This window comes from Collinsella sp. BA40, from assembly GCF_008014645.1.
Classification (GTDB): Bacteria; Actinomycetota; Coriobacteriia; order Coriobacteriales; family Coriobacteriaceae; genus Collinsella.
Window position 1 is genome coordinate 117,417 of sequence record NZ_VOWY01000001.1, and the last position, 16,826, is coordinate 134,242.

The 16,826-nt window shown below is 65.0% G+C and carries 18 protein-coding genes; 17 read left to right on the forward strand and 1 reads right to left on the reverse strand.

All coding sequences use genetic code 11. The annotated features are described in order from the left end of the window. Positions 1-40: 40 nt before the first annotated feature. From E4J93_RS00500 to E4J93_RS00570, 15 genes are all read left to right on the forward strand, one after another. Positions 41-910 (forward strand): pyruvate, water dikinase regulatory protein, encoded by an 870-nt coding sequence (locus E4J93_RS00500; protein WP_147587526.1) that lies wholly within the window; start codon positions 41-43, stop codon positions 908-910. A gap of 205 nt (positions 911-1,115) precedes the next feature. Then, positions 1,116-3,860 (forward strand): pyruvate, phosphate dikinase, encoded by a 2,745-nt coding sequence (ppdK, locus tag E4J93_RS00505; RefSeq protein WP_147587527.1) that lies wholly within the window; start codon positions 1,116-1,118, stop codon positions 3,858-3,860. A gap of 365 nt (positions 3,861-4,225) precedes the next feature. Then, complete coding sequence (rplC, locus tag E4J93_RS00510; RefSeq protein ID WP_147587528.1) at positions 4,226-4,846, forward strand: 50S ribosomal protein L3; 621 nt, start codon at positions 4,226-4,228, stop codon at positions 4,844-4,846. A gap of 50 nt (positions 4,847-4,896) precedes the next feature. Next, a complete protein-coding gene (gene rplD, locus E4J93_RS00515) occupies positions 4,897-5,523 on the forward strand; it encodes a 50S ribosomal protein L4 (protein WP_147587529.1) in 627 nt (208 codons plus the stop codon). Next, positions 5,523-5,810: a 50S ribosomal protein L23 gene (rplW, locus tag E4J93_RS00520; RefSeq protein ID WP_147587530.1), complete on the forward strand. Its 288-nt coding sequence runs from the start codon at positions 5,523-5,525 to the stop codon at positions 5,808-5,810. The genes rplD and rplW overlap by 1 nt, the downstream gene beginning before the upstream one ends. A 170-nt stretch (positions 5,811-5,980) precedes the next feature. Beyond that, positions 5,981-6,811, forward strand: a complete 831-nt coding sequence (gene rplB, locus E4J93_RS00525) for a 50S ribosomal protein L2 (RefSeq protein WP_147587531.1) — start codon at positions 5,981-5,983, stop codon at positions 6,809-6,811. Between the two features lie 30 nt (positions 6,812-6,841). Further along, positions 6,842-7,102 carry a 30S ribosomal protein S19 gene (gene rpsS / locus E4J93_RS00530; RefSeq protein ID WP_006723048.1) on the forward strand — a complete coding sequence of 87 codons (261 nt, stop codon included), beginning with the start codon at positions 6,842-6,844 and terminating at the stop codon, positions 7,100-7,102. A gap of 13 nt (positions 7,103-7,115) precedes the next feature. Beyond that, positions 7,116-7,487 carry a 50S ribosomal protein L22 gene (rplV, locus tag E4J93_RS00535; RefSeq protein ID WP_147587532.1) on the forward strand — a complete coding sequence of 124 codons (372 nt, stop codon included), beginning with the start codon at positions 7,116-7,118 and terminating at the stop codon, positions 7,485-7,487. Positions 7,488-7,492: 5 nt separating this feature from the next. Further along, a complete protein-coding gene (gene rpsC, locus E4J93_RS00540; protein WP_147587533.1) occupies positions 7,493-8,203 on the forward strand; it encodes a 30S ribosomal protein S3 in 711 nt (236 codons plus the stop codon). Continuing rightward, positions 8,203-8,631 (forward strand): 50S ribosomal protein L16, encoded by a 429-nt coding sequence (gene rplP / locus E4J93_RS00545; RefSeq protein WP_147587534.1) that lies wholly within the window; start codon positions 8,203-8,205, stop codon positions 8,629-8,631. Before rpsC ends, rplP begins: the two co-directional genes overlap by 1 nt. After that, positions 8,631-8,846: a 50S ribosomal protein L29 gene (rpmC, locus tag E4J93_RS00550; RefSeq protein ID WP_147587535.1), complete on the forward strand. Its 216-nt coding sequence runs from the start codon at positions 8,631-8,633 to the stop codon at positions 8,844-8,846. Before rplP ends, rpmC begins: the two co-directional genes overlap by 1 nt. Before the next feature lie 16 nt (positions 8,847-8,862). Beyond that, on the forward strand, positions 8,863-9,132 hold the full coding sequence (gene rpsQ / locus E4J93_RS00555; protein ID WP_147587536.1) for a 30S ribosomal protein S17: 270 nt from the start codon (positions 8,863-8,865) through the stop codon (positions 9,130-9,132). A 103-nt stretch (positions 9,133-9,235) separates the two neighbouring features. Further along, positions 9,236-9,604 carry a 50S ribosomal protein L14 gene (gene rplN, locus E4J93_RS00560; RefSeq protein ID WP_147587537.1) on the forward strand — a complete coding sequence of 123 codons (369 nt, stop codon included), beginning with the start codon at positions 9,236-9,238 and terminating at the stop codon, positions 9,602-9,604. Positions 9,605-9,619: 15 nt separating this feature from the next. Further along, entirely contained in the window at positions 9,620-9,943 is a 324-nt protein-coding gene (rplX, locus tag E4J93_RS00565; RefSeq protein ID WP_222705665.1) for a 50S ribosomal protein L24, read from the forward strand. A 300-nt stretch (positions 9,944-10,243) separates the two neighbouring features. Continuing rightward, the gene (locus E4J93_RS00570; protein ID WP_147587538.1) at positions 10,244-11,332 is read left to right on the forward strand and encodes a Gfo/Idh/MocA family protein; all 1,089 of its coding nucleotides are present in this window, start codon (positions 10,244-10,246) and stop codon (positions 11,330-11,332) included. A gap of 148 nt (positions 11,333-11,480) precedes the next feature. On the opposite strand, the gene E4J93_RS00575 is transcribed toward E4J93_RS00570, so the two are convergent. Further along, on the reverse strand, positions 11,481-14,015 hold the full coding sequence (locus E4J93_RS00575) for a U32 family peptidase (RefSeq protein ID WP_147587539.1): 2,535 nt from the start codon (positions 14,013-14,015) through the stop codon (positions 11,481-11,483). A gap of 331 nt (positions 14,016-14,346) precedes the next feature. On the opposite strand from E4J93_RS00575, the gene E4J93_RS00580 reads away from it, so the two are divergent. Both E4J93_RS00580 and E4J93_RS00585 read left to right on the forward strand, forming a co-directional pair. Next, positions 14,347-15,384: an ABC transporter substrate-binding protein gene (locus tag E4J93_RS00580; protein WP_147587540.1), complete on the forward strand. Its 1,038-nt coding sequence runs from the start codon at positions 14,347-14,349 to the stop codon at positions 15,382-15,384. Further along, positions 15,381-16,790 carry an ATP-binding cassette domain-containing protein gene (locus E4J93_RS00585; RefSeq protein WP_147587541.1) on the forward strand — a complete coding sequence of 470 codons (1,410 nt, stop codon included), beginning with the start codon at positions 15,381-15,383 and terminating at the stop codon, positions 16,788-16,790. Before E4J93_RS00580 ends, E4J93_RS00585 begins: the two co-directional genes overlap by 4 nt. Positions 16,791-16,826: the final 36 nt, after the last annotated feature.

Genomic DNA, 16,826 nt, shown 5'->3' on the forward strand with positions numbered 1-16,826 from the left:
CGGTCGCTGGTTGCATGGTCTCATGGAAGGGGCGCGTGGCATGGTCTGCAGGAAAACGGCGTTGGTTATCTCTGATTCGCTGGGCGATACCGCCTGCGATGTGGTGCTGGCCGCCGCCGCGCAGTTCGACGAGGGGTTGTTCCGCATCGTGCGCATCCCCCGGGTGCGCGACGTCGGGGAGGTGGCGGCGTATCTCGAGCCGCGTCTGGCGCGCGGCGACGCGCTGGTGGCCTTTCACACGATCGCCGACGCGAAACTTCGCTCCGACCTGGTATCCGTGCTTTCCGCGCACGACGTCATGCAGGTCGACCTGCTAGGCGGGGCGATCGGCGCCCTCGCGCGCCTCACGGATACAGAGCCGCGTGGCATCCCCGGCGCGATCCATCGGACCGATGAGCGCTATTTCAAGCGAATCGAGGCCATGGAGTATTTCGTCGAGCATGATGACGGACGCGCGTGCGACGACCTCGCCGACGCCGATATCGTGCTTATAGGCGTATCGCGTACGTCCAAGACGCCGCTTGCGATGTATTTGGCGTATCTGGGCTACAAGGTTGCCAACATTCCGCTGGCGCCGGGGATGGAGCCGCCCGCGGCGCTGTTCGAGGTCGATCCCGCCAAGCTGTTCGGTTTGACCTCGCGGGTGGATGTGATCGCGGATATCCGCGAACGGCGGCTCGGCGACGATATGGCGCGCGCCGTGGCGGGCTCGTATGCCGATCCGCTCGCGGTGGAGGCCGAGATGCGCGATGCCCGCGCGCTCATGGGCCGCCTGGGCTGCTTCGTCGTCCGAACGGATGAGAAGGCGATCGAGGAGTCGGCCGCCGAGATCGTGGCGCAGCTGGAGCGCGTGCGTGCTGCGCGGGCCCGCCGGGCGGGCGCGGATTTCGAGAGGCCGCAGCTTTCGTAAACATGTATGCCTTGTGAATAACCAACTGGTTCTATCATAGAGTGACCACAAATTGCTCCGTTCGCCGCACGATGGAGGCCGTCCACTCGCGTTCACATCTTCTCCCCTTGTTGCGCGGAACACCTTCCTATGATGCACCTTGTCCAACGGCGTTGGGCGCTTACGTGCTCACAGGCGGGATTCCGCCGCAGAACAGGAGGTTATCGTGACCGAGGAACAGCGTGTCTACCGGTTTGGCGCCAACGCGACCGGCGTCGACGTCACCGAGGGCGACGCGAGCATGAATTTCGTGCTGGGCGGCAAGGGTGCGAACCTGGCCGAGATGAGCAGGATCGGCTTGCCGGTCCCTCCCGGTTTCACCATCACCTGCCAGACCTGCGTCGCATATGCCGGCGCGGGCAACGAGTGGCCGGCGGGCGCCCTCGATCAGATCGATGCGGCGCGCCTCGATTTGGAAGAGCGCATGGGCAAGCGCCTCGGCGACGCGGCCGACCCGCTGCTCGTCTCGGTGCGATCGGGCGCCCCCTTCTCCATGCCCGGCATGATGGATACGGTGCTCAACCTGGGTCTGAACGATGCGTCGGTCCAGGGCCTCATCGCGCAGACGGGCAACCCGCGCTTCGCATGGGATAGTTACCGCCGTTTCATCCAGATGTTCTCGAACGTGGTGCTGGGCGTCGATGCCGACCTCTTCGAGAACGCGCTCACCACGCAGCGCCTCGCCGCGGGCGTGCGCCAGGATAGCGAGCTTTCGGCTGATGACCTGCAGGAGCTCGTCGGCGAGTTCAAGAAGATCTTCGCACGCGAGGTGTCGGCGTCCGATCATCCCGAGCTGGTCGACGAGCGCGGCGCGGTGGCCTTCCCCTCCGACCCCGCGCTGCAGCTGCGCCTGGCCATCCAGGCCGTCTTCGGCAGCTGGATGAACGAGCGCGCCTGCCTCTACCGCAAGCAGAACGGCATCTCGGACGACCTGGGCACCGCTGTGAACGTCCAGGCCATGGTGTTCGGCAACAAGGGCGATACCTCGGCGACGGGCGTGGCCTTCACGCGAAACGCCGCCGACGGCACGCGGGAATTCTACGGCGACTTCCTGGTGAACGCCCAGGGCGAGGACGTCGTGGCGGGCATCCGCAACACCGAACCGATCGCCGATCTCAAGAAGAATCCGGCGCTAGCCGAGGCGGGCGAGGAGCTGGAGCGCATCTTCGGCGTCCTCGAGGGGCATTACCGCGATATGTGCGATATCGAGTTCACCATCGAGCAGGGCAAGCTGTGGATGCTGCAGACGCGCGTGGGCAAGCGCACCGCCGCGGCGGCCCTCAAGATCGCCATCGATATGGTGGACGAGGGCCTCATCACGCGCGAGGAGGCCGTGGCGCGCATCAATCCCGCCCAGCTCGACCAGCTGCTGCATCCGCAGTTCGATGCCACGGCGACCTACGACGTGCTGGCTCGCGGCCTCAATGCGAGCCCCGGCGCCGCGGTGGGCGAGATCGTGTTCTCCTCCAACGACGCGGTGGCCGCGGTCGAGGAGGGGCGCCGCGTCATCCTGGTGCGCTGGGAGACCAATCCCGATGACCTGAAGGGCATGACGGTGGCGGAGGGCATCCTCACCAGCCATGGCGGCAAGACGAGCCACGCCGCCGTGATCGCCCGCGGCATGGGCACGCCCTGCGTATGCGGCGTGGAGCGCTTCCGTATCGATGCGGCTGCGAAGGAGGTGCATGTCGAGGGTACCGATATCGTGCTGCGCGAAGGCGACGTCATCTCCATCGACGGCGCGCGCGGCACCGTGGTGGCGGGCGCCGTTCCGCTGGTCTCGGCCGAGCTCACCGGCGACCTCGAGACGGTTCTCGGATGGGCCGACCAGATCCGCTTGAGCGAGGAAGGCGGTCGCGCCTACCACGTGCGCGTGAATGCGGACAACCCCGCCGATGCGCGCCTGGCGCTCGAGTTCGGCGCCGAGGCCATCGGCTTGTGCCGCACCGAGCATATGTTCCTGGGCGAGCGCAAGCGCATCATCCAGGACTTCATCTTGAGCGAGGAGCCGCAGGTTCGCGAGCGCGCCGTCCAGGAGCTGCTCCGTGTCCAAACCGAGGACTTTATAGAGATGTTCCGTGTGATGGACGGCCGCTCCGTGGTGGTGCGCCTGCTCGATCCGCCCCTCCACGAGTTCCTGGATGATCCGCGCGAACTCGAGGTCGACATCGCGCGCCGCGAGGCGGCGGGGGAGGACGGCGCTGCGCTTGCAGCCGCTCGCGAGCTCTTGCACCGCATCGACGGCATGAGGGAGTCCAATCCCATGCTGGGCCTGCGCGGCGTGAGGCTCTCCATCGTCTATCCCGAGCTCCCGCTCATGCAGGTTCGCGCGATCGCATCGGCCGCCGCGCAGCTCAAGCGTGACGAGGGGCTCGATCCGCGGCCGGAGATCATGGTGCCGCTCGTGTCCATCACCGAGGAGCACGTGCAGGTGCGCCGCGTCATCGAGGACGTTTTGGCGGCCGTGGGCGAGGAGTACGGCGTCGCGCTGGACATTCCCGTGGGAACGATGGTCGAGCTGCCGCGCGCCTGCCTGGTGGCCGACCGTATCGCCGAGCACGCGGACTTCTTCTGCTTCGGCACGAACGATCTCACGCAGACCGCGTTCGGGTTCTCGCGCGACGATGCCGAGGCACGGTTCATACCCACCTACCTGCACAAGAAGGTGCTGGAGGTAAATCCGTTCGAGACGATCGACCCCGCGGTCCTCGAGCTCGTGCGCATGGCGGTCGAGCGCGGCAGGTCCGCCCGCCCGCAGCTCCATGCCGGCGTGTGCGGCGAGCACGGCGGCGACCCCGCCTCCATCCCCCAGTTCTTCAACGTGGCCGGCGTGGATTACGTGAGCTGCTCGCCCTACCGGGTGCCGCTCGCGCGTCTGGCCGCGGCACAGGCGAAGCTCGCAAGCAAGTAGCTACTCCTTCGCCCCGAATCCGTCCCCTCTCTCAGGGCGGCCCGGCGGTGCTTCGTGCATCGCCGGGCCCTTTGCGTTTTCGACGTGCGCGCGTCCAGCTGGGGCATGACGCGAAAAGCCCAAGCTCACGCAATGCGAAGACTTTATGAAGCACTATGGAAACGCCCGAGCACGTGTATACTAATCAAGCTGTGCCCGTGAAGGGGAGGATTCTGTCTGGAAAAACCAGGCCACATAGGGTTGCGTGGACTGGGATGGAAAGGCGAATGCAAACCGGCGGACGCAGATGTTAGTAGTGGTCCTCTAGGGGCGAACACAAGGGGTGTTCGCAGTGTCCCAAGACCACCGAGAGTTGGAGATCGTACATGATCAGCATGATTCTCGGCCGCAAGATCGGCATGACCCAGGTTTGGGACGAGAACGACAACATCGTTCCCGTCACGGTCATCCAGGCTGGCCCCTGCACCGTCTCGCAGGTTAAAACTGAGGCGACCGACGGCTACAACGCCGTTCAGATCGGTTTCGGCGACATCAAGTCCAAGCATGTGAACAAGCCCATGGCTGGTCACTTCGCCAAGGCTGGCGTCGAGCCCGTTCGTTTCCTCCGCGAGGTCCGCGTGGCCAACGGTGAGGAGCACAAGGTTGGCGACGTCGTTACCGTTGCCGACTTTGCCGACACCGCCAAGGTCGACGTCATCGGCACCTCCAAGGGTAAGGGCTTCCAGGGCCGCATCAAGCGCTGGGGCCAGGGTCGTGGTCCCATGGGCCATGGTTCCCACTTCCACCGCAGCTCCGGCTCCATCGGCCAGTGCGCCTACCCCGCTCGCGTCCTCAAGGGCGTCAAGATGGCAGGTCACATGGGCAATGAGCGCGTGACTGTCAAGAACCTTTCCGTTGTCCGCGTCGATGCCGAGCAGAACCTCATTCTTGTCAAGGGCGCAGTGCCCGGTGCCAAGAACGGTCTGGTCGCCATCCGTATGGCTTAAGGGCCACGAACCCTTTTTAAGCCCAGAGTCATACCAAGGAGAACAACCACATGTCTAAGTTTGAAGTAAAGAACAGCGAGGGCGCAAAGGTCGCAGAGGCCGAGCTCGCTGCCGAGGTCTACGGCATCGAGCCGAACCTCCACGTCATGCACCACATCGTTACGTGCCAGCAGGCATGCTGGCGTCAGGGCACCCAGTCCGCCAAGACCCGTTCCGAGGTCTCCGGCGGCGGCAAGAAGCCGTGGCGTCAGAAAGGCACCGGTCGTGCCCGCCAGGGTTCCACCCGTTCGCCGCAGTGGCGTCACGGCGGCGTGGTCTTCGCTCCGAAGCCCCGCTCCTACGCCAAGCGTATGAACAACAAAGAGGTCAAGCTCGCCATGCGTTCCGCGCTTTCCGCTAAGGTTCGCGACAACGAGCTCGTTCTCGTCGACGACTACGGCTTCGAGAAGCCGTCCACCAAGGCCGCTGTTGCCATGCTCAAGGCCCTGGGCCTCGAGGGCAAGCGCCTCACGATCATCGTGCGCGAGGACGACATCAACGCCTACCTGTCCTTCCGCAACATCCCCAAGACGTGGATCATCACGCCGGACGAGGCCAACACCTATGACCTCATCAACAACGGCGCTCTGCTGATGCCCGCCGACGTCGCGAATCACTTCGGGGAGGTGCTCGCATAATGGACGCACATAACGTGATCATTCGCCCGGTCGTTTCCGAGCGTTCCTTCTCCGCCATGGAGCAGAACAAGTACACGTTCGAGGTCGCTCGCGACGCGAACAAGTACCAGATCAAGGATGCCGTCGAGGAGATCTTCAACGTCAAGGTCACCCGCGTGAACACCCTCATGGTCAAGCCCAAGAACAAGCGCGTGCGCTACGTTACCGGCAAGACCCGCTCTTGGAAGAAGGCCATCGTGACCGTCGCCGAGGGCGATTCCATCGAGATCTTCGGCAACCAGGCCTAAAGATCGAGGTCGTGCAATGCTTTTGGTGGCCTCCCGAAAGGGAGGCATCAGAAGCGCAGTGTATCGGGCATTTAGAGTAGACACGCCCGGTACCGTGGTAAATCCGGTGTCACCACACCCGCAGTCCCAGCTTGTGGTGGCGAGCGGATTGATTCGAAAGGGATTTAGTAATGGCTGTAAAGCATCTTAAGCCGACCAGCGCAGGTCGCCGCTGGCAGACGATCTCGGACTTCTCCGAGATCACCTGCACCAAGCCCGAGAAGTCGCTCCTCGAGCCGCTTCCCAAGAAGGCTGGTCGTAACAACAAGGGTCGCATCACCGTCCGTCACCAGGGCGGCGGCCACAAGCGTCAGTATCGTCGCATCGACTTCAAGCGCAACAAGGACGGCGTGCCCGCCAAGGTTGCCACCATCGAGTACGACCCCAACCGCTCCGCGCGCATCGCTCTGCTCCACTACGTCGACGGTGAGAAGCGCTACATCCTGGCCCCCAAGGGCCTCAAGGTTGGCGACACCGTCATCTCCGGCGTGGGCGCCGACATCAAGCCCGGCAACGCCATGCCGCTCTCCGAGATTCCCGTCGGTACCCTGATCCACGCGATCGAGTTCCAGCCCAGCAAGGGCGCTGCGATCGCTCGTTCCGCCGGTACCGCCTGCCAGCTCATGGGCAAGGAGGGCAAGTACGCCATCGTGCGCATGCCCTCTTCCGAGATGCGTCGCATCCTGCTCACCTGCCGCGCTACCGTTGGTGAGGTCGGCAACGCCGAGCACTCCAACATCGTCATCGGCAAGGCTGGCCGTAGCCGTCACCTCGGTATCCGCCCGACCGTCCGCGGTACGGTCATGAACCCGGTCGACCACCCGCACGGCGGTGGCGAGGGCAAGAACCACACCTCTGGTCGTCCCTCCGTTACTCCGTGGGGCAAGCCGACGAAGGGCTATCGTACCCGCAAGAAGAAGAAGGTCTCCAACGACCTCATCATCCGTCGTCGCAAGAAGTAGTTCGATACCGAGTTTTAGGAGTTAGCACTTATGAGCAGAAGTCTCAAAAAGGGCCCGTTCGTAGAGGCTCGCCTCCTCTCGCGTATCATCGCGATGAACGAGGCCGGCAAGAAGGACGTCGTGAAGACCTGGTCCCGCGCGTCCACCATCTTCCCCGAGATGGTTGGCCACACCATCGCCGTCCACGACGGCCGCAAGCATGTCCCCGTGTACGTCACGGAGTCCATGGTTGGTCATAAGCTCGGCGAGTTCGCGCCGACCCGTACGTTCCGTGCCCACAAGGCCAAATAGGGGGTCTACGTAAATGGCAACTAAGTCTACCGACATCGCGAGCCGCGAGGTCCGCGCCACGGCCAAGTACGTGCGCGTCTCCCCGGGCAAGGCTCGTCTGGTCGTCGATCTGGTCCGTGGCAAGTCCGTCGCGGCCGCCTTCGATATCCTGCATTTCTGCGATCGCCACGTCGCCGTGGACGTGGAGAAGGTTCTCCGCTCCGCCGTGGCCAACGCTGAGAACAACAACCAGATGCGCGCCCAGGATCTGGTCGTGAAGGCCGCCTACGTTGACGAGGGTCCCTCGCTCAAGCGTATCCGTCCTCGCGCTAAGGGCTCCGCTTCCCGCATCCTCAAGCGCACCAGCCACATTACCATCATCGTCGCTCCTCGAAAGGAGGCATAAGCGTCATGGGTCAGAAAGTTTACCCCACTGGTTTCCGTCTCGGCATCACCGAGAACTGGCGCTCCCGCTGGTTCGCCGAGAAGAACTATGCCGAGACCCTCGGTAACGACCTCGAGATCCGCAAGTTCCTGAGCAAGCGCCTCTCCCGTGCCGCTGTCTCCCGCGTCGAGATCGAGCGCGCCGGCGACAAGGTGAAGGTCATCATCCTCACCGCCCGCCCCGGCATCGTCATCGGTAAGAAGGGCGCCGAGATCGACGGCCTCCGCACCGAGCTCGAGAAGGTTGCTGGCGTCGAGAAGGGCCAGCTCTCCGTCGACGTCATCGAGATCAAGCGCCCCGAGCTGGACGCCAACCTCGTTGCCCAGTCCATCGCCGAGCAGCTCGAGGGCCGCGTGGCCTTCCGTCGCGCCATGCGCAAGGCTGTTCAGTCCGCTCGCAAGGCCGGCGCCAAGGGTATCCGTATCCAGTGCTCCGGTCGTCTGGGTGGCGCCGAGATGGGCCGTCGCGAGTGGTACCGCGAGGGTCGCGTGCCGCTGCACACCCTGCGTGCCAAGATCGATTACGGCACCGCCACCGCACACACCACCATGGGTTCCTGCGGTATCAAGGTCTGGATCTACCTGGGCGAGAAGCTCCCGGGCCAGCCTGTTCCCAACCCGGCTCTCGAGGGCTCTTCCCGTCCTCGTCGTCGTAATAACGAGAGGAGGGGTCAGTAGTGCTTGCTCCTAAGCGTATTCTCCACCGTAAGGTGCAGCGTGGCTCCATGAAGGGCCAGGCCAAGGGCAACACCCAGCTCCACTTTGGTGAGTTCGGTATCCAGGCTCTCGAGCGTCACTGGATCACCAACCGTCAGATCGAGGCCGCTCGTATCGCCATGACCCGCTACATGAAGCGTGGCGGTAAGGTCTACATCACCATCTTCCCGGACAAGCCCATCACGAAGAAGCCTGCGGAGACCCGCATGGGTTCTGGTAAGGGTAACCCCGAGGAGTGGGTGGCCGTCGTCAAGCCGGGCCGCGTTATGTTCGAGATCGCCGGCGTCTCCGAGGAGATCGCCCGCGAGGCCCTGCGTCTTGCTCAGCACAAGCTGCCCATCAAGACCAAGATCATTACCCGCGCTAATCAGGACGGGGAGGCTAAGTAATGAAGCCCGCAGAGATTCGTGAGCTTTCGGACGAGCAGCTCGTTGAGAAGCTGAAAGAGAACCGTGCCGAGCTCTTCAACCTTCGCTTCCAGATGGCCACCAGCCAGCTGGACAACACTTCTCGCGTTTCGACCGTGAAGAAGGATATCGCACGTATCCTCACCGAGCAGCGCGCCCGTCAGATCGCAGCGGAGAAGTCCGCTGTCACCGAGTAGATTTCAGGAGTAGAACATGGCTGAAACGACTGAAGCGCGCAACACGCGCAAGGTCCGTCAGGGCGTTGTCGTCTCCATCTCGGGCAACAAGACCATCGTTGTCCAGATCACCGAGCGCAAGCGTCATCCCAAGTATGGCAAGATGATGACCAGCACCAAGAAGCTCCACGCCCATGACGAGGAGTGCACGGCCGGCCTCGGCGACACCGTCAAGGTTATGGAGACCCGTCCTCTGTCCAAGATGAAGCGTTGGCGTCTCGTCGAGATCATCGAGCGCGCCAAGTAAGCACGACGTGTAATACCCCCAGCGATGTGCGCCTGCTCTGGCAGCCATCGGCTGCCGTTACGGGCGGCGCACCTCTCGCTGGTCTAGGTTCGGAGGAACTACCATGATTCAAATGCAAACCATGCTGAACGTCGCCGACAACTCCGGCGCACGCAAGGTTCGCTGCATCAAGGTGCTTGGCGGTTCCAAGCGCCGCTATGCGGGAATCGGCGACGTCATCGTCGCTGCCGTGCAGGAGGCTACGCCTGGCGCCAACGTCAAGAAGAAGGACGTTGTCAAGTGCGTCGTCGTTCGCACCGTGAAGGAGGTCCGTCGCAAGGACGGTTCCTACATCCGCTTTGATGACAACGCTTGCGTCGTCATCAAGGACGACGGTTCGCCCGTCGGCACCCGTATCTTCGGGCCCGTCGCTCGCGAACTTCGTGATAAGAAGTACATGAAGATCGTCTCGCTCGCACCCGAGACCCTGTAGTTAGGGGAGACCACTATGTCTATGTCCATCAAGAAGGGCGACAAGGTCGAGGTGCTCTCCGGCAAGGATCGCGGCAAGCAGGGCATCGTTCTGCGCGCGCTCCCCAAGGAGGGCAAGGTCGTTGTCGAGGGCGTCGCCATCGTCAAGAAGGCCGTCAAGCCCAACCAGCAGAACCAGCAGGGCGGTATCGTTCCGCAGGAGGCTGCTATCGACGCTTCCAACGTCAACCTCGTTTGCCCCAAGTGCAACCAGCGCACCCGCGTTGGCCACGAGGCCGGCGAGCTCGACGGTCACAAGACCAAGCTGCGCATCTGCAAGAAGTGCGGTCACAAGTTCTAAGGATTAGGTCCTAAGAACTCCCGCCGGGCGACCCCGGGAGGTTCCCTTCGGGTGTGTTCGAGGCTTTGCCTCTTAGAGCACCTTTCGGGAATCCTCCCGGGGTCGCCCTACGTTTACGGACCTACGGGTCCGTTTTTTTGTCTAGGCGGGACATCGTGGCGAGATAGCCGTGTTCTGCATGAAGGGAATTTGCAAGAACCAATAGGAAAGTGAAAGAAAATACTCAATCTGGCGTACCAACGCGATGCGCTCGCGATACAATCGTGGCAACTTGACCCTCCGTTTGATAAGGGGTTTGTTATGGCTGATACGTTGGGCGCCCAGGCCGCACCGCTGGATGCGGCTGCTGCGGCCAAGGCGGCGTTCGCTGCGGTTGAGGGTAAGCCGTTTCCCTTCGACGTCTTCTCTGCTCCTCAGCTGCGCTGGGCGGTCGTTGGTTGCGGCGTGATCGCGAATCAGATGGCTCAATCGCTGGCGCTTGCCGGTCGTTTGCTGCATGGTGTTTGGAACCGCACGCAGGAGAAGGCGGTCGGTTTTGCCGAGCGCTTCGCCGTCGCGCGCGTGTACGAGTCCATCGAGGAGCTCTGCGCCGACCCCGATCTTGATGCCGTTTATATCACGACCCCCCATAACACCCATATCGAATATCTGCGTATCGTTTTGAGCGCGGGCAAGCACGTGTTGTGCGAGAAATCGATCACGCTCAACTCCACCGAGCTCGCGACGGCTCAAATCATCGCGCGCGAGCACGGCGTCGTTCTTATGGATGCCACCACGGTCCTCCACATGCCGCTCTACACCGTGCTGCGCCGCCGCATGGACTCCGGTGAATTTGGTCGCATGCGTCTGGCCCAGGTGAACTTCGGCAGCTATCACAGCTACGATGACCTCTCGAATCGGTTCTGGAATAGGGGCCTGGCCGGCGGCGCGATGCTGGATATCGGCGTCTACGCGCTGTCTGTCGCCCGTCTGTTCATGGAAACCCAACCGCATGAGGTCGTATCCCTGGCGAACGTGTTCTCCACGGGCGTCGACGAGGAGAGCGGTTTTGTCACGCGCAACGTCGAGGGCCAACTCGGCGTCTTCTCTCTGTCCATGCATGCGAAGCAGCCAAAGCGCGCGACGATCTGCTTCGATGATTGCTACATCGAGGTGATGGCGTATCCCCGCGCCGACAGAGCCGTCATCACGTGGACGGCGGACGGGCGCCGCGAAGAGGTCCAGGCGGGCGTCGAGGCGTATGCACTGTGCTATGAGATCGCGGACCTGGAGAGCGCCGTGGCGGGCGACGCGTCGAAGCGCGAACTCATCGAGCTCTCGGCGGATGTCATGGAGACCATGACAAAGCTGCGCTCCGATTGGGGCGTCGTCTATCCGGAAGAGGAATAGGCCGGGGCGCGAGAAGACGCTTCCAAATAGGATAGCGGTGCTCGCACGGTTTCTTGCGAGATACAAAAACGCGCGGTCCGCACCTTAAGGAGGGCGAATCGCGCGTTTTAGCGTACCGATTGGTGCGAGGCGCCGGGATTCGGCGCGTTTACTCTACGCCTACGAAGAGGCAGCCGGTCGAGGTGCCGGGAAGGCGTTTGGTCGGGGTTCGCCCGGCGAGGGCGGCGTCAAGGGCGCGGCGCGCGTGGACGACGGTGCGCTTGAGCTCGTCTTCGTCCATAAGGGTGGCGTCTACCATGAAGTGGGATACGCCGGCGGAGAGGAGCTGCGGAATCTGGGGGGTAAGGTCGATCGGCGTGCCGTCGTAGAGGTGGGAGCGGCCGTGGATGTCGGTGGTTACGGGAAGCATCTTGCCGTCGATGTTTCGCAGCCAGAGGCGTTGGCGGCGCAGTCCGCAGCGCGTGCAGTCGTGGATGCAGGCGTTGGCAACCTGGAGGATGCAGTGCTCGCTCGTCATCACGCGCGGCCTGCCATATACCTCGATACCGAAGGCAAGGGGCGCTGAGGGAGCGAAGCGCTCGATCTCGGCGAGGGTCAGTTCGGGTGAGAGCCAGGCGAGCTGTGCGCCGGATTCAGCAAGCATGGTCGCGCATGCGAGGTTGTGCACGGGGATGCAGGAACGTAGCTGGGCACGGGCGCCTCGAGTCGATGCCAATGCGAGCTCGGATATAGTGCCGACGGCAACGGGCGCGTCCGGGATGATCCAGGGGTCTAGGCGAGCGTGGTCCGCCTCGCGGCACACCTCGTCGAGCACGGGGACGATCCCAAGTTCCAGGATCTCATGCGGCTGGATATCGCTTGCAGCGAGCGTGTCTGCCGTGAGATAGATGGCGTCGGCGCCGTGCTCTCGCGCGGTCCGGGCGGCTTCGAGGCTCAGGGCCGTCACGCATAGGACGGCGCGCCGGGAGTCGGATTCGGTATCGACGGCGACGGTGTCAACGCCGGCGCCTTCGCGCGCGATACAGGCGCGTCCGGCGATGTCATCCAAACGACCCAGTTCGCGGTCGCGTGAAGCGTATGGAGCGAGAAGCGCCTCTTCGAGTGCGGCGCAGGCGGCGGCGCGAACCTTGTGTACGGCCGAGAAGCCCATGCCGCAGGTATCGTCCATATCGATGTCGAAGGACGCCGCCTCAAAAGGCGAGGAGCCCATGCGGCCCACGTGCTCGACGAGGTCGTCGCGGGTGACGGCGCGTGTCCGAGCGGCTTCCACGATGAAGCCGGTAGCCTCGGCCGCACGGCTATCATCGTCGACGCAGGAGAGCGCGACGGCGAAGGGTTCGCCCAGACGGGCGCGCACCTTCACGTGTACGGGGCGCTTGCGCGGGATATCGCGCTTGAGCACGGCGTTTGCCGTATCGATGGCGCTTTGGCTGCGAATGATGCGAACGCGGCTACCCGCGGGCATGGCGCGCGGGATATCGCACTGGATGGTTTCGCCCGTCTGCGCGTCTTCTGGCGCGATCGTGGTGAGGAATTGGTCGAACTCGTCGTCGTGGCGAAGCTCGAGCAAGTCGCCTTTCCCAACGGGCTCGAAGAGGCGGATCCGTGCGACGGCGGCGCGACGGCGGCGGTCGTCGGGGTGCAGGCCGCGAACGTCACGGCGCGCGGGCGCGCTGCCCAGCACCTCGCCAACCAGCTGGCCGCGGTTATTCGACCGTTCGTAGCTCATCATCTCGTCACCCGAGGCGCCGTGCTGGTACTCGGTGGTGAAATCGCGGTTGAAGCAGCGCTTGAGCTGGCGCGCCCGCGCTTGGGCGCTCTCGGGGTCCGTGCGGCGTCCGGCCAGGATGTCGTCGAGCTGGCGGCGGTATACGTCAACGATGGAGTAAACGTAGTCCGGGGCCTTCATGCGGCCCTCGAGCTTGAGTGCGGCGGCGCCGGCATCGAGCAGCTCGGAGACCATCTCGGACGTGTTGGTGTCACGCGGGCACAGCGGGCGCTCGCGGTTTGCGGGCGAGAGCACGCGGCCCTGTTCGTTAACGAGCTCGTAGGGCAGGCGGCAGGGTTGGGCGCACATGCCGCGGTTGGCGGAACGGCCCGCGCGGGCGAAGCTCGACAGCAGGCAGACGCCGGAATAGCAAAAGCAGATGGCTCCATGGGCGAACACCTCGAGGTCGATGCCGACCTGCGAGATCTGGGCTATCTCGGCCACGGAGAGCTCGCGTGAAAGCGTGACGCGATCCGCGCCGGCATCGCGGCACCAGGCGGTGCCGCGGGCGTCGTGGATGTTCGCCTGCGTGGAGACGTGCGTTTCGATCTGCGGCATGAGGCGGCGCACCTCGCGGAAGAGGCCCCAGTCCTGGATGATGAAGGCGTCGGCACCCAGGCGCGCGGAGCGGCGGACGAGCTCGAGCGCCTCGAGCATCTCCTCGTCCTTGATGACGATGTTCACAGTCACGTAGACGCGTGCGCCGGCGAGGTGCGCGGCGCGGCAGGCGGCCTCGAACGTATCGTCGGTGAAGTTGTCGGCCTTGCGGCGGGCGTTGAACGAGCCCATGCCGCAGTAGATGGCATCGGCGCCGGCGGCGAGCGCGGCGGCGAAGGGCGCGGGGCCGCCGGCGGGGGCGAGCAGCTCGGGGCGAGGGACGTGGTGCGGGATATGCAGGGTGTCGCGCAGGGTCATAACATGCCTTTCAAATGGTTGAACAGCAGCGATTATACGTTGAAGGCGGCGTGTCTGGCGGGGGGCGCGGGGATTCGCGGCGCCCTCCCACAAATGCGCCAAATGCATATGCGCGGGTATGGAAGCGCGGCGCGGGCGGACGTGCGTGAGCGAGGCGTTTCGTTTGCGCGGCGCGGACGCGCTGCATTACCATCGGGAGGACGGTACCGGTTCTCGCGCGGGCGCGCGATGGACCTCGGACGCTGGCCGCTCGCATCGGTCGGTCGGCGTTCAACGAAGTTCGAGCGGTCGCGCGCGACGGCGTCGCGTCCGGCTGGTAAGGGGTGGGCGAATGAACGGCATGATGACGCGGCGTGCCTGGCTGTGCTCGACGGCGTCGGCTTGCGCGGCCATCGCGATGGCCGGCTGCGGTGCGCACGAAGTTTCCGGCGGCGCGCAGCCGGGGTCGGGGTCGCCCGCCGACGCGATGCGCATCGCCTCGCTCAAGGGGCCCACGTCGATCGGGCTCGTCCCGCTGATGGCCTGGGCAAAAGACGGCAAGGTGCCGGGTTCGCCCGCATTCTCGCTCATGGGCTCCATCGAAGAGGCCGCGCCGCGGCTGTTGCGCGGCGATGCCGATATCGCGCTTCTGCCGGCCAATATGGCGAGCGTCCTGTATGCCAAGACGGGCGGCGGAATAGCGGCGCTCAACGTGAATACGCTGGGCGTGTTGAGCGTGGTCGCGGGCGATGGGCGCGTGTCGGAGCTGGCGGATCTCGCGGGTGCCACGGTGCACCTCGCGGGCAAGGGCGCCATCCCGGAATATACGGTGCGTTACCTGCTGGATGCGGCGGGGTTGTCCGATGCGGTGCGGCTCGAGTTCAAGAGCGCGCCGGACGAGGTCGCGGCGCTGCTCGTGGAAGATCCCGACAGGATCGGCGTGCTTCCCGAACCCTTCGCCACGGCGGCCTGCGCGCGAAGCGAGCGGTTGGCTCCGCGTATCGACCTTGCGGAGGCGTGGGAGCGCGCAGCGGGTGCGAGCGGTTCCAAGCTGGTCACGGGCGTGACGGTGGTGCGCCGGGCGTTTGCGCGCGATCATCCCGAAGCCGTGCGCGCGTTTGCCGCCGCCCATCGCGCGAGCGCGGCAGAGGTGGTGCGGCACCCGGATGCGTGGGCGCAGGCGGTTGCCGATGCGGGGATCGTGGCGAAGGCCGAGCTGGCGGCGCGTGCGATTCCGCGCTGCAACATTGTGTGCCTCGAGGGAGCCGAGATGCGCGATGCGCTCCGCGGATACCTCGGGGTGCTGTACGACGCCGATCCCGCATCGGTGGGCGGTTCCTTGCCGGGAGAGGACTTCTACCTTGATGTAGAGGCGGGCGAGGGCGCATGAGGCGGCTGCGTATCCTTGCGTTCGGTCGTGCCTCGGCGCTCGCCGCGGCGGGCTGGCTCGTGGTGTGGCAGCTCGTCTCGTGGGCGGTCGCGGCTCCGGTGGTCCTGCCCGGTCCTCTCGAGGTGGCCGGCGCGCTCGTCGCGGGGTTGGGCGACGGGGCGTTCCGGCGCGCGATCCTGTGGTCGGCGGGCCGGATCATGCTGGGGCTTGGGATGTCCTATCTGCTAGCTGTGCCGCTGGCATGGGTGTCGCGCCGTTGGGATGCCGTGCGCGCGGCCGCGCGCCCGCCCTTGCGCGTGATGCACGCCGCTCCCATCGCGTGCACGGCGGTGCTGTTGCTGCTGTGGTTCGGTTCGGCATGGGTGGGGTGCGCCGCCGTGGTGCTGGTAGCGCTGCCGAGTTTGTATTTTCCCCTGCTTGCCGGCCTGGATGCAGCACCTGCGCAGCAGCGCGAGGTCTTCGATGCCTTCGATGTTCACGGGCCGCGCCGCTGGCTCGGTTCGACCTGGCAGCAGACGGTCCCCGCGCTTCGCGCGGCGGGCGCGGGCGCGGTTGGCATGGCTTGGAAGGCGGGCGTGGCGGCCGAGCTCATCGGCATCTCGCAGGGAAGCGTGGGCGAACAGGTCTTCCAGGCGAAGGTCCTGCTCGAGACCGCCGATGTGTTCGCATGGGCGATGGTGGTGGTGCTGCTGTCGACGGCGTGCGAGCGCGTGCTGGATGCGGTGCTTGCGCAGAGCGCATCATGGGCGCTGCGAATCGCGACCCGCGTTCGGCGATCGAGCGGGGAGGGCACGTGCTGCGGCGCCGTTTGCCTGCGGCATGCGCGTTCGGCGCATGACGGGTGCGCTCCGGTCTCGCTGACGGTGGCGCCAGGAGAGCGCGTCTGCCTCATGGCGCCCTCGGGGGCGGGCAAGACGTCGTGCCTGCGCATGATCGCCGGCCTCGACGAGCCCGCGGCGGGCGCGGTCGAGGTGCGCGGCCGTATCGCGATGCGGTTCCAGGAACCGCGTTTGATCGAGAGCGCCACAGCTGTTCAGAACATCGCCCTCTTTGCGAATGGTGCGCTCGATATGGCGGATATCGCGGCGAACCTCGGCGCGTTGGCGCCGGGTCTGGATGCGTGCGCACCGGTATCGTCGCTTTCGGGCGGCCAGCGCGGCTGCGTGGCGCTTCTGCGCGCCCTCGGGGCGCCCGCCGATATCGTGTTGCTAGACGAGCCGTTTTCCGGGCTTGACGAGGCGGCGCATCGCGCCGCGGCGGCTTGGGTGGCGGAGGCGGCGGGGAAGCGCGCGCTCGTGGTGGCCACGCACGATCCGCGCGATGCGGAGCTGCTGGGTGCTCGCGTGGTCGTTTTGGATGCGCCCGGCGGAGGCGCGGACGGGTCGGCACCGAGCTGTTGGGAATAGTCGATGCGGAGCAAGGAGCCGCGGTACGAGTTGATA

What these genes read in the sequence shown, in the direction of transcription:
- E4J93_RS00500 (WP_147587526.1), top strand. Translation starts at nt 41, where the DNA reads ATGGTCTGCAGGAAAACGGCGTTGGTTATCTCTGATTCGCTGGGCGAT.
- rplC (WP_147587528.1), top strand. Translation starts at nt 4,226, where the DNA reads ATGATCAGCATGATTCTCGGCCGCAAGATCGGCATGACCCAGGTTTGG.
- rplD (WP_147587529.1), top strand. Translation starts at nt 4,897, where the DNA reads ATGTCTAAGTTTGAAGTAAAGAACAGCGAGGGCGCAAAGGTCGCAGAG.
- rplW (WP_147587530.1), top strand. Translation starts at nt 5,523, where the DNA reads ATGGACGCACATAACGTGATCATTCGCCCGGTCGTTTCCGAGCGTTCC.
- rplB (WP_147587531.1), top strand. Translation starts at nt 5,981, where the DNA reads ATGGCTGTAAAGCATCTTAAGCCGACCAGCGCAGGTCGCCGCTGGCAG.
- rpsS (WP_006723048.1), top strand. Translation starts at nt 6,842, where the DNA reads ATGAGCAGAAGTCTCAAAAAGGGCCCGTTCGTAGAGGCTCGCCTCCTC.
- rplV (WP_147587532.1), top strand. Translation starts at nt 7,116, where the DNA reads ATGGCAACTAAGTCTACCGACATCGCGAGCCGCGAGGTCCGCGCCACG.
- rpsC (WP_147587533.1), top strand. Translation starts at nt 7,493, where the DNA reads ATGGGTCAGAAAGTTTACCCCACTGGTTTCCGTCTCGGCATCACCGAG.
- rpmC (WP_147587535.1), top strand. Translation starts at nt 8,631, where the DNA reads ATGAAGCCCGCAGAGATTCGTGAGCTTTCGGACGAGCAGCTCGTTGAG.
- rpsQ (WP_147587536.1), top strand. Translation starts at nt 8,863, where the DNA reads ATGGCTGAAACGACTGAAGCGCGCAACACGCGCAAGGTCCGTCAGGGC.
- rplN (WP_147587537.1), top strand. Translation starts at nt 9,236, where the DNA reads ATGATTCAAATGCAAACCATGCTGAACGTCGCCGACAACTCCGGCGCA.
- rplX (WP_222705665.1), top strand. Translation starts at nt 9,620, where the DNA reads ATGTCTATGTCCATCAAGAAGGGCGACAAGGTCGAGGTGCTCTCCGGC.
- E4J93_RS00570 (WP_147587538.1), top strand. Translation starts at nt 10,244, where the DNA reads ATGGCTGATACGTTGGGCGCCCAGGCCGCACCGCTGGATGCGGCTGCT.
- E4J93_RS00575 (WP_147587539.1), bottom strand. Translation starts at nt 14,015, where the DNA reads ATGACCCTGCGCGACACCCTGCATATCCCGCACCACGTCCCTCGCCCC.
- E4J93_RS00580 (WP_147587540.1), top strand. Translation starts at nt 14,347, where the DNA reads ATGAACGGCATGATGACGCGGCGTGCCTGGCTGTGCTCGACGGCGTCG.
- E4J93_RS00585 (WP_147587541.1), top strand. Translation starts at nt 15,381, where the DNA reads ATGAGGCGGCTGCGTATCCTTGCGTTCGGTCGTGCCTCGGCGCTCGCC.